Annotated in this window: 10 protein-coding genes; 7 read left to right on the forward strand and 3 right to left on the reverse strand. The window is 41.7% G+C overall.

All coding sequences use genetic code 11. The features are described from left to right. The 3 genes from BO222_RS09115 to BO222_RS09125 form a co-directional block, all read left to right on the forward strand. Positions 1-255, forward strand: a 255-nt coding sequence (locus BO222_RS09115; RefSeq protein ID WP_075817320.1) for a transposase, incomplete at its 5' end; no start/stop codon positions are given. Between the two features lie 494 nt (positions 256-749). Continuing rightward, positions 750-1,274, forward strand: a complete 525-nt coding sequence (locus BO222_RS09120; protein ID WP_075820371.1) for an HdeD family acid-resistance protein — start codon at positions 750-752, stop codon at positions 1,272-1,274. 210 nt (positions 1,275-1,484) lie between these two features. Beyond that, positions 1,485-2,066, forward strand: coding sequence for a TetR-like C-terminal domain-containing protein (locus BO222_RS09125; RefSeq protein ID WP_075820373.1), 582 nt, complete (start codon positions 1,485-1,487; stop codon positions 2,064-2,066). A 100-nt stretch (positions 2,067-2,166) separates the two neighbouring features. On the opposite strand, the gene BO222_RS09130 is transcribed toward BO222_RS09125, so the two are convergent. Both BO222_RS09130 and BO222_RS09135 read right to left on the reverse strand, forming a co-directional pair. Beyond that, complete coding sequence (locus BO222_RS09130; protein ID WP_075820375.1) at positions 2,167-3,513, reverse strand: MATE family efflux transporter; 1,347 nt, start codon at positions 3,511-3,513, stop codon at positions 2,167-2,169. 346 nt (positions 3,514-3,859) lie between these two features. Continuing rightward, positions 3,860-4,726 carry a DUF368 domain-containing protein gene (locus tag BO222_RS09135; RefSeq protein WP_075820377.1) on the reverse strand — a complete coding sequence of 289 codons (867 nt, stop codon included), beginning with the start codon at positions 4,724-4,726 and terminating at the stop codon, positions 3,860-3,862. Positions 4,727-5,334: 608 nt separating this feature from the next. On the opposite strand from BO222_RS09135, the gene BO222_RS09140 reads away from it, so the two are divergent. From BO222_RS09140 to BO222_RS09155, 4 genes are read left to right on the forward strand one after another with little or no spacing between them, the layout of a single operon-like run. Next, positions 5,335-5,877 carry a helix-turn-helix domain-containing protein gene (locus BO222_RS09140; protein WP_075820379.1) on the forward strand — a complete coding sequence of 181 codons (543 nt, stop codon included), beginning with the start codon at positions 5,335-5,337 and terminating at the stop codon, positions 5,875-5,877. A gap of 16 nt (positions 5,878-5,893) precedes the next feature. Continuing rightward, positions 5,894-7,483 (forward strand): ABC transporter ATP-binding protein, encoded by a 1,590-nt coding sequence (locus BO222_RS09145; protein WP_075820381.1) that lies wholly within the window; start codon positions 5,894-5,896, stop codon positions 7,481-7,483. Then, a complete protein-coding gene (locus BO222_RS09150; protein WP_075820383.1) occupies positions 7,480-8,313 on the forward strand; it encodes an ABC transporter permease in 834 nt (277 codons plus the stop codon). The genes BO222_RS09145 and BO222_RS09150 overlap by 4 nt, the downstream gene beginning before the upstream one ends. Next, positions 8,314-10,230 (forward strand): extracellular solute-binding protein, encoded by a 1,917-nt coding sequence (locus tag BO222_RS09155; protein WP_075820385.1) that lies wholly within the window; start codon positions 8,314-8,316, stop codon positions 10,228-10,230. Between the two features lie 270 nt (positions 10,231-10,500). On the opposite strand, the gene BO222_RS09160 is transcribed toward BO222_RS09155, so the two are convergent. After that, positions 10,501-10,755 (reverse strand): transposase (locus tag BO222_RS09160; protein ID WP_075817320.1); only part of this gene is annotated, 255 nt, incomplete at its 5' end.

A 10,755-nucleotide genomic window follows, 5' to 3' on the forward strand; every position in this document is an offset into this window, starting at 1 on the left:
CGGGAGAACATGTCTTCAGATGCAGGACATGAGATTATGGTCAGCCGGAGCATTCAGGCGGAAGGAACCTTCGGAGATCTTAAAGAAAACTACAGATACAGCCGATTGAGACGCCGGGGACTGGAAAACGTAAAATTTGAGGTGCTTATTGTGGCCATGGGACACAATATCAGAAAATTAAACAACAGAAATCGGATGAGTTGCCCAGAACTCGAACGTTATGGAAAATTAAAGGAGCAGAAAAGCGAAATCTGAAAAAGATTATAAACAGTCTTTTTGAGTTTTGGCTCTTTTCAGTGCGTTCAAAAATTGACTTGAGCGGAAAAACACATCATAAAACAGGATTGAATCAGATAAAAAGCATAGAAAAAGGGGCTGTAAATCTCGCTGATGAAAAATCAGTCGAAATTTAACAGCCCCTTTCTTACGGGTTCTGAAAAAAATAGACCGTCTTTTTAGCATCGTGCATAAAAAGACGGTCTGTTGGTTTCGGGCAATATTTGCTTTTTGTATGGCGTAAAGGAATGGATCCGGGCAGAAACAGACAAAAAGCGTTAGAATATCTATAAAATAACCGAATCAGAAGATAGAAATAGAAAAAATTCAGATAAATTTCTTAAATCACATAAATAAACTGAAATCTTAAAATAAAATTAATAATTTGTGGCACAGTGTATTTCACTGTGTTTTTAGTTTGGGTGATCTTATAATGAAGCCATCAAGAGAGCAAAGTCTCTGGGAGGAATATTATGTCTAAGTCATCCTTTGGATGGGCAAAAGTTCTCTATATTCTTTTGGCCATCCTGTATATCATTACTGGTATTTACTTTTTCACTTCACCAGTTTTAGCTGAATATGTATTAGGCAACTTCATTGGTGCAATGATGCTTGTTTATGGAGTGATTATGATCATCGCTTATTTCATGTCTTCAACATTCAAGTCCATCTGGACTCTGATTCTTGGCATTCTGATGGTCGTTTTGGGAATTGTTATTTTTGCCAATGTTTTTGATACGATGAACGTTCTGGGCGTCATCATGGGTATCGGCTTTATCTGCGCTGGCGCATTCCGAATTTATCAGGGATTCCAGGTCAAGGATATGGGCCTGAGCCAGTGGTGGATGTTGCTGATTTTAGGAATTCTGACTCTCATCGTTGGATGCATTCTGACCTTTAACCCATCAGTTTCCGGCGGATACTTTACAATCTGGGTTGGAAGCAGTTTCTTAGTGAATGGAATCAGTGATCTGTGCACTGCTCTGTTTGTATTCTAGAATAAATAAAAGATAAGTATTGTATCTAGTATTAATTAAAAAAATACGAATTAAAAGGAGCTGTCAGCTCCTTTTTGCATTTATGCCCTCAAAAAGAAAAAATGTGTTAAAAACTCTTTCTTAAATAACTATTGAATTCGTTTGAGCTTTTTGTTAGTTTTGGATAAAACCAGCATTAGCTAATTTAAGAAAGGAAATTTGTTTCGGAAAATGACCGCTAAACTCAGAAGTGCCATACAGGAGTCGTTCCTGAAACTGGCTCTGCGCAAACCGGTGGACCGCATCACCGTAAAGGAAATTGTGGAAGACTGCGACATCAATCGAAACTCATTCTATTACCATTTTGAAGATTTGCCAGACCTGATTGAGAAAGTTGTTGAGGAGCGGATCCTCAACATTGAGCAGCTTAAGGTGGATAACCAGTCGCTGGAAGACTATTCGCTTGCAGTAGTTCAGGCGATGATTAACAATCAGGAACTGATTCGAAATATTTATAATTCGAAAAGCCGTGCTCTGTTTGAACGAAAACTCTACACGATTACTGGCAAACTGGTTCGTGAGTTTTTAGAAACTCGAATTGTTCCTAAATATGATATTGGTCTGGCTGATCAGGAGACCATTGTTCGGTTTTATCGAAACGTATTAACCGGTTATGTTCTTGAATGGCTTAATTCACCAGTCCATGATGATCTCAACACTCAGTTCAAACGGGTTTTTATCCTGCGAAAAGGTTTCTTTGAAAGAATGCTGGAACGGGCTGTAATTGAACACCGAACAGCCAAAAAACGCTGAACCAAGGAAAACAAAATGACATAATCACAGATAAAAAAATGCTCTGGAAAGCAGCTTTCCAGAGCGTTTTTTTATAAAGATTCCTTCCAGAAGTGATCACTCAATGAATGGTCCTTATCCAGTACTTCTTTTTCAGGATAAACAGACTGATCAGATAACGGACAACTTCTTCAAAGGTGACGCAGGAATAAACAATAAGAATATTCAGATGCATGAAGGAACCGGTGATGATTGCCATAGGCACGCCGACAAACCAGGTTCCAATCAGGTCGACAATCAGTGTTAAAGTGGTTTTTCCGCCGCTTCGTAAAATGCCGCCGCCGATGACCATATTCTGAACCTTGACCAGGGAGAAACCGGTAAAGATCACAAGCAGCCAGATGGACAGATTTCTTGTCATTTCATCGATCTGATAAATCGAAACATACAATGGAGCCATCACAACCACTGCAATGGCCAGAACGCAGGAAAAGACAAAAGACAGTTTCTGAATCCATTTTGAAACCTGAATCGCGCCAGATTCATTCGATTCGCCAAGTCTTCTTCCGACCAGGATAGCAGCTGCCTGACCAAATCCAGCCAGTATACCAAAATAGGCTCCCTGAACCGGGCCGGTAATTGTCATTGCAGCCAGTCCTTCGGTAGAAAGCTGACCATAAACCATTGAATAGATGTTTTCGGCAAAAGCCCAGAGTGTTTCGCCAGCCATTAAGGGAAGCACAATCAGCAGGAAAGCCTTAAAACCGGTAAAGAGATTATTGATTGAAAGCATCTGAGGTCTTGGCCTTCTTAAATCATTATGTCTCTGAACTAAGATCACATTGATTAAGGCCATAACGGCCTGAGCAATGACACTGGCTAAAGCAGCTCCACTGGCTTCATAACCTTTAAAAAGCGGCATTTTAAAAATAAACAGCCAGTTAAAGAAGGTATTGACAATGGCTCCGGCTACAGCCGAAAGCGTGACATAGGAAGCCCGGTTTGAACAGCGCAGCCATACCGCACAGATGGATGAAACAGCGATTAGTGGATAAGAAAGCGAATAGATGCGTAAATAATCGCCGCCAACCGGATAAACTGAAGCATCAGGCGAATACAATCTGCAGATATGGTTTGAAAACAGATGGCATAGTACCGTAAAGACCAGTCCGATGACAAAACCAAGGGACAGGTTCTGCCAGAAGCTGCGTGAGGCTTTTTCTTCGTTTTTCTGACCAAAATACTGAGAAATCATGATCGCCGCAGCACTCGAGAGTCCGGTGACCGCCAGTGAATTAAAGATCATGGAAAATTTGACGGCTATACCAGTACCAGCGATAACGCTTTGCCCAAGCTGGCCTACCATCATCTGATCAATCAGTGAGAAGGATGTCTGCAGCATCGATTGAAGAGCAACAGGAACTGCGATCGATGCTGTTTCTCTGATAAACGTGCGAGTCATTTTCATAGAATGGCCTCCTTTCTTTACCTTAGTTATAAAGTGATCCAAAGTTAAGTAAAATCTCCTAAAAATGACGGAATCATCATAGTCTTTGACCGTGGTTAAAATACTCGAATAACCCCAATAGGAATTTTCTCTTCAAAATTGGTTTGTTATATCTCGGTTTGAAAGCGGTTTTCTTCTTTTGGATGGACAAATTGAAAATGTATCCAATCTCTGAGTGGGTGTATCCGAAGCTGAAGAGGTTGTCAGAATTCATTAAGTAATAAAAAAGGATGATCGCAGGATCATCCTAAACTTCATTCATTTACTCGATCATTGAGAAGATTGGCTTAAGGATATAGTTTAAGATCTACAGTTCCGAAAGCCTGTAGGCAGCCAGCGCTCCAGCCCCAAAGCAGAGAATGCCGATCACTAGCTGAATGATGGAAAAACCAGCCCAGTCCGTTTTGACAAGGATGGCAATTGGACTGGCGATAATCAATCCAATGATGGCCCAGTAAGCCTGCGTTTTCCAGCGGCTGAAGATCCATTCAATAATCTTGGCAATTCCAAAAGTACCAACGGCAACACCTAAGGCAAAAGGAACCATCAGCCCGGCAATATACATCAGCTGTGCGATATCAAAATGAATCAAAGCGTCAATAGCATCCGATATGGTGGAAAGAATTGGTTCATAGTAGCCCATTAACATTAAAAGCATACTTCCTGACACTCCAGGAATAACCATGGTTGCAGCGGTAATAACTCCAACCACAAAAAGCATCAGAATACCTGGAAGGTCCAATTTCAATAACACATCTGCGCCGCTTTTTTCTTCAAGCAGACTGAAACCAATAATTAAAAGAAAGAATACGATAAAAGGGATAAAATCCTTTAACCCGAATCCTTTATGTTTTACATTCTGGAAAATAAACGGAAGACTTCCTAAAATCAGACCGCAAAATCCAAGGTTGGTTGGAATCGGATAAGCTCCAAGTAAAAATTCAAAAAGTTTACTCAGAAGAAGAATGGCTAAAACAATACCGATACCGATTGGCAGTAAAAATCGCCAGACTTTTTTCCAGTCGGAGAAAAGATGAGTGATGGAATAGATCAGCTGATCATAAATTCCCATGGAAACCATCATCGTCCCTCCGGAAACTCCAGGAATGATGTTGGCAATTCCAATAACCATGCCCCGAATCACATCGATCAGGGCGTTGTTTTTCTTGTTCATGGATACTCCTTTTCAAAAAACGATGAATAAAAGAAAAATAAGCAGGATTTATTGTTCCTGCAATAACCGCCTTTTGACATCCCTGAGACTTTTCAATCTGGATCATTTGGATCTTCAGATGAAGGTGAGGTCTTTGCGGGCGATTCTTTGAAATTATAGCGGACGATTCATTTTTCACCTACAGAGAACCCTGAACTGTTTGAATTCATGTTTCTGAACCGCTTATGGATATCCATTTTAATCAATTGAGAACGCTTTATTGTTTGGTGTCCAATACGATGCCGCATGGACTAAATCGCTTGCAGGAATTGGAGACTAAGTGGCGAAATAAGAAAAGAATATGCCTGCAAACATCAGGTTCAATTCGGAAATCGAATGACTCTGAAAATTAGTAATCCTGACTCAGAAAAAATAATGGTCATACGAGTTGCCGGTGGAGAATCAGCGATTCTGCTTATTTAAACGAGAGGTTTACTATTTCGAAACAAAAATGGTTGATTATGGGAAAATCATTAATATAATTGGGTTCGGTTGTTTCGACAAACGAAAAGTTTACCAATAATAAACGAACGATGCGAAAGACCATTTAGCAGAAAGTGGGGATTACTATGGATATTGGACAAAAATTGCGTGAGCTTCGAAAGACAAACAATCTGACTCTCGAAGAGCTGGCCAGCCGCTCGGAGCTGACCAAGGGATTTCTTTCCCAGGTTGAACGCAATCTGACTTCGCCATCCATTTCCACACTTGAAGATATTCTCGAAGCTCTTGGAACGAGTCTTTCAGATTTTTTTACTGAAGAAGAAGAGGCGCAGATCGTCTTTTCGAAAGAAGAAGACTGGTTCGAGGATGAAAAGGATGATTACAAAATCAGCTGGGTGATCCCCAATGCTCAAAAAAACGAGATGGAACCCATCCTGCTGACGCTTTATCCAGGAAAGGAAAGTTTTGAAGTGATTAATCATCAGGGACAGGAGTTTGGTTATGTTCTTGAAGGAAATGTCATTTTGGAGCTTGAAGGAGGAAAGAAGCTGCGGATTAAGGCCGCCCAGTCCTTCTATCTGGATGGCAAGCGTTCGCATAAACTGATTAACGCTTCGAGAAGCCAGTTGGCCCGAATTCTCTGGGTATCAACACCGCCGATTTTTTAGCAGAAAGGAAACTGTCATGGAAAATGAAAAGAAAAAACTGATCCAGTTTAAAAACATCCAGAAGAGTTTTGATTCGGACATCATTCTCAAAGGAATTGATCTGGATATTGATGAAAATGAGTTTGTCACTCTACTTGGCCCTTCGGGGTGTGGAAAAACGACATTGCTTCGTATTCTCGGCGGTTTTCTGGATGCCGATGAAGGCGAAGTGATCATGGATGGCAAGGAAATTTCGCATCTGCCTCCATATAAAAGAGATCTCAATACAGTCTTTCAGAAATATGCCCTGTTTCCAAATATGAATGTTTACGACAACATTGCATTTGGCCTGAAACTCAAGAAGGTATCCAAGGATGTTATCGATCAGAAAGTTATGCGTATGCTTCGTCTGATTGGTTTAGAGGGTTATGAAAACCGCGAAATTAATCAGCTTTCCGGAGGACAGCAGCAGCGAGTGGCTATTGCCAGAGCGCTGGTCAATGAACCAACCGTTCTTCTGCTGGATGAACCTCTGGGCGCACTGGACTTAAAACTGAGAAAAGAAATGCAGTATGAACTGAAGAGAATCCAGCAGGAAGTGGGAATTACCTTTATCTTCGTAACCCATGACCAGGAAGAAGCGCTGACGATGTCCGATAAGATCGTCATCATGAAGGAAGGCGAAATTCAACAGATCGGAAGTCCGCAGGATATTTATAACGAACCGGTGAATGCCTATGTTGCCAACTTTATTGGCGAATCCAACATCATTCCTGGCCGTATGATTCACGATAAACTGGTTCGCTTTGATGAAACCAATTTTGATTGTGTTGATGTGGGATTTAAGGAAAACGAACCTGTCGATGTGGTCATCCGTCCTGAGGATATCGATATCGTCGAACCAGGAAAAGGAAAGCTGAATGGAACGGTTGAAGACATTCTCTTTAAAGGTATGCTTTATGAAGTCAATGTCGAAACGGTGCCTGGAACTCATGTTACCGTCAATATGACAGTCACTGCAGATACAGAAAATGAAAAAAGCGATGGGCATATTCACATTTCCGCAAACAACTTCTTTCTGGATGTCGTGGATATGAAAGACATTCAGGAAAAGGATCTGATTGCTCGTGCGGACGCTCAGGCATGGAATGATGAGACGGATGAGCAGTTATCCATTGAACGGGTGGAAACGAACCTGAAGGATGAATTAGGTGCTTACGATATTACTTTCTATACACAGGATGGCTTATCGATTACCAAGCATATTCGAGTGATCGACCAGATGGTTTTCAAAAACGATAAGAAAAACGAAGCCGTTTCCGCATTCAACTTCTTTAAAACAAAGGACGAAATCAAGGAATCTGTCGCACTGGATACGGATTTAAAGACCTGGGCCAATGCGCAGGGATGGAAACTGGATAATGAAGACGAAGCGGTTGAACTGTATGCCGAATACGATTTCGACCCGGAAAACATTGAAGAAGGAACCTATCCAATTACGTTCTGGACCAAAGGACGCGAATTAAAAATTCATACAACGGATTATGTCAAAGAAGGATCGCAGGTCGGGCTCGACTTTAATCCGGAAGATATTCATGTGATGGAGAAATCGAGGTATAGCGCGTGAAGACCTTCAAAAATCTGGTAATCCCATATGTAATCTGGTCATCGTTGATGCTTTTGCTTCCAATGCTGCTGATTGTGTTCTATTCGCTGATCAGCAGCGGAAATACGATTGTCAACTTTCAGTTCACATTAGCCAACTATGTCCGCTTTTTTACAGACAAGGACTTTTTACTGATTCTCTGGCGTTCGCTGATCATCGCTTTAGAGACAACCGTTTTATGTCTTCTGATTGGTTATCCATGCGCCTATTACATTTCAAAGTGCTCGAAGAAAAAGCAGAACTTTTTGATCATGATGATTACTTTGCCGATGTGGATCAATATGCTTGTGCGGACGTATGCCTGGATTGGCTTGCTGTCCAAGGGAGGCCTGATCTCGACCATTCTTGGCTGGTTTGGTCTTCATGATGTTGAGCTGCTTTATACTCAAAGCGCTGTTTTGATTGGTATGGTATATAACTTTATTCCTTTTATGATTTTGCAGATTCATTCTTCTTTGACAAAGATGGATGGATCCCTGCTCGAAGCGGCCAGCGATCTGGGTGCTTCACCGATGGAAGCTTTCTGGAAGGTCACTTTTCCACTATCACTTCCAGGTGTGATTTCGGGAATTACTCTGGTCTTTTTACCGGCAGTATCCTCCTTCTTTATTCCGAAACTGCTCGGAGGCGGAAGCTGGTATCTGATTGGTAACGTGATCGAAAACCAGTTCATTACGGTTGGAGAATGGAATTTCGGCTCAGCTATTTCTGTCATTATGGCGCTGATCATGATGCTTCTGATGGCTCTGGTCCGCAAAGCGGATGCAAGAGCAAAGAAGGAGGGCGTGTAAATGAAGACAAAGAAACGCTGGTTTGGCGGCTGCCTGATGGTCGCCCTGTGCATCTTCTTTTATCTGCCTATCGTCTTCATGATGGTGTTCTCATTTAACAGCTCCAAGTCGCTGACCAGCTTTACCGGTTTTTCCTGGAAGTGGTATGAGCAGATGTTTGCAAGTCACGACATGATGGACGCTCTGTATGTGACGATCATCATTGCCCTTCTGGCTACAGCGATCTCAACCATTGCTGGAACGATTACTGCGATTGGCATGACCTATTCAAAAAAACTGGTCCGTCGATACATTTCACAGGTCAATGACCTGCCGATGATGAACCCTGAAATCGTAACAGCGATCGGGTTGATGCTTTTGTTTATTACATTTCGAATTAACCGCGGATTTATGACCCTGCTTCTGGCCCATGTGGCTTTCTGCATTCCCTATGTCATTCTTTCGGTAACGCCTAAGCTGAGAAGTCTCGATCCAAACCTGGCGGATGCTGCGATGGATTTAGGGGCAAGCCCCTATCGGACACTGACTCAGGTCATCGTTCCTGAAATTATGCCCGGTATTGTTTCTGGAGCGTTAACCGCTTTTACAATGAGTTTTGATGACTTTATCATTTCGTATTTTGCGACTGGTCAGGGGGTTAAAAACCTTTCGATCATGGTGTATACAATGGCTAAACGAGTCAATCCTTCGATCAATGCAATCTCTACGCTGATTGTCTTATTAATCACCATCATTCTGATTCTGATTAATATCGTTCCTGCTCTTCGTAAAAACATTGAGAAGAAGCGGCTTGAAGATCCGAATTATATACCTAAACCAAAGAAGAATGGCCCTAAATTCTTAATCGGTTTGATTATCGTGTCTTTAGCGGCTGCGGGTATCTATTCGATTCGTCCAAAACAGAGCAGTGCTCAGTTTGCTGGTCAGACTTTGCATCTCTATTTACCGGGTGAATACATATCGGATGAAATGATCGCAAACTTTGAAGAGATGACGGGAGCCGATGTCGTTATTGACAACTTTGATTCCAATGAACAGGCTTATATCAAGATCGCCAATGGCGAATCCTATGATGTGATCATTCCTTCGGATTACATGATTGAGCGTCTGATTCAGAAAGATTACCTTCAGAAACTCGATCCGGCTCGAGTGGATGCAGCCCTTGTTGAACTTGACGAAAATACGGTTGGCTTATCCTATGATCCGCTTAATGAATATTCAGTCCCTTATTTCTGGGGAACTGTAGGGATTGTCTATGATAAGGAACAGGTCAGCCTGGAAGATCTTGAAAGAGAAGGATGGGATATTTTTGCCGATCCAAAATACCGCGGCAATATTTATCTGTATGATTCTGAACGTGATCAGTTCATGAGCGCTCTGAAAGCATTAGGCTATTCGATGAATACAGCAGATCCTGCTCAGCTTGAAGAAGCCTATAATTATCTGGTCAATATCGTCGAGACAATGGATCCGGAAATTGTTACCGATGAAATTATCGATAATATGGCAAATGCGAGAAAAGCTTTAGGGCTGATTTATTCAGGAGATGCAACATATGTTATTTCCGAAAACGAACAGATGGGCTACTATCTGCCGACTCAGGGAACCAACATCTGGGTGGACGGAATGTGTATCCCTAAAAATGCTCAGAATGTGGATTTAGCTTATGAATTCATCAACTATACAGCAGGTTATGAAGCGCAGATGCTGAATGCTGAATTTGTTGGTTATACCCCAGCAAACCTTGAGGCCCAGAATGAACTGGCTGCAGAAGGTGGAGATTATCATGGAATTGATTCATTTATTCCACGTTCCGGCTTTGAAATGGATGAAACCTTCAACTACAATCCAGACACCCGCAAACTGGTAGCAGATTACTGGTCAAGAGTGAAAGTAGCTGCTTCCAATGCGAAGTAAATCCACCGGGATTGGGCACCAGACGAATGTCCCAAAAAGGAATTTACAAACAGAGGAATTCGACAAGCCAGGTTTTCCAAAATAAAACACATCCAGAAATTCAAAGGGGCTGTTAAATTTCGACTGATTTTTCATCAGCGAGATTTACAGCCCCTTTTTCTATGCTTTTTATCTGATTCAATCCTGTTTTATGATGTGTTTTTCCGCTCAAGTCAATTTTTGAACGCACTGAAAAGAGCCAAAACTCAAAAAGACTGTTTATAATCTTTTTCAGATTTCGCTTTTCTGCTCCTTTAATTTTCCATAACGTTCGAGTTCTGGGCAACTCATCCGATTTCTGTTGTTTAATTTTCTGATATTGTGTCCCATGGCCACAATAAGCACCTCAAATTTTACGTTTTCCAGTCCCCGGCGTCTCAATCGGCTGTATCTGTAGTTTTCTTTAAGATCTCCGAAGGTTCCTTCCGCCTGAATGCTCCGGCTGACCATAATCTCATGTCCTGCATCTGAAGACATGTTCTCCCG

Source organism: Ileibacterium valens (assembly GCF_001945525.1).
In the GTDB taxonomy this organism is placed as follows: domain Bacteria; phylum Bacillota_I; class Bacilli_A; order Erysipelotrichales; family Erysipelotrichaceae; genus Ileibacterium; species Ileibacterium valens.

Excerpts from the sequence above, each read along its gene's own strand:
- BO222_RS09120 (WP_075820371.1), top strand. The coding sequence starts at position 750 with ATGTCTAAGTCATCCTTTGGATGGGCAAAAGTTCTCTATATTCTTTTG.
- BO222_RS09135 (WP_075820377.1), bottom strand. The coding sequence starts at position 4,726 with ATGAACAAGAAAAACAACGCCCTGATCGATGTGATTCGGGGCATGGTT.
- BO222_RS09125 (WP_075820373.1), top strand. The coding sequence starts at position 1,485 with ATGACCGCTAAACTCAGAAGTGCCATACAGGAGTCGTTCCTGAAACTG.
- BO222_RS09140 (WP_075820379.1), top strand. The coding sequence starts at position 5,335 with ATGGATATTGGACAAAAATTGCGTGAGCTTCGAAAGACAAACAATCTG.
- BO222_RS09155 (WP_075820385.1), top strand. The coding sequence starts at position 8,314 with ATGAAGACAAAGAAACGCTGGTTTGGCGGCTGCCTGATGGTCGCCCTG.
- BO222_RS09130 (WP_075820375.1), bottom strand. The coding sequence starts at position 3,513 with ATGAAAATGACTCGCACGTTTATCAGAGAAACAGCATCGATCGCAGTT.
- BO222_RS09145 (WP_075820381.1), top strand. The coding sequence starts at position 5,894 with ATGGAAAATGAAAAGAAAAAACTGATCCAGTTTAAAAACATCCAGAAG.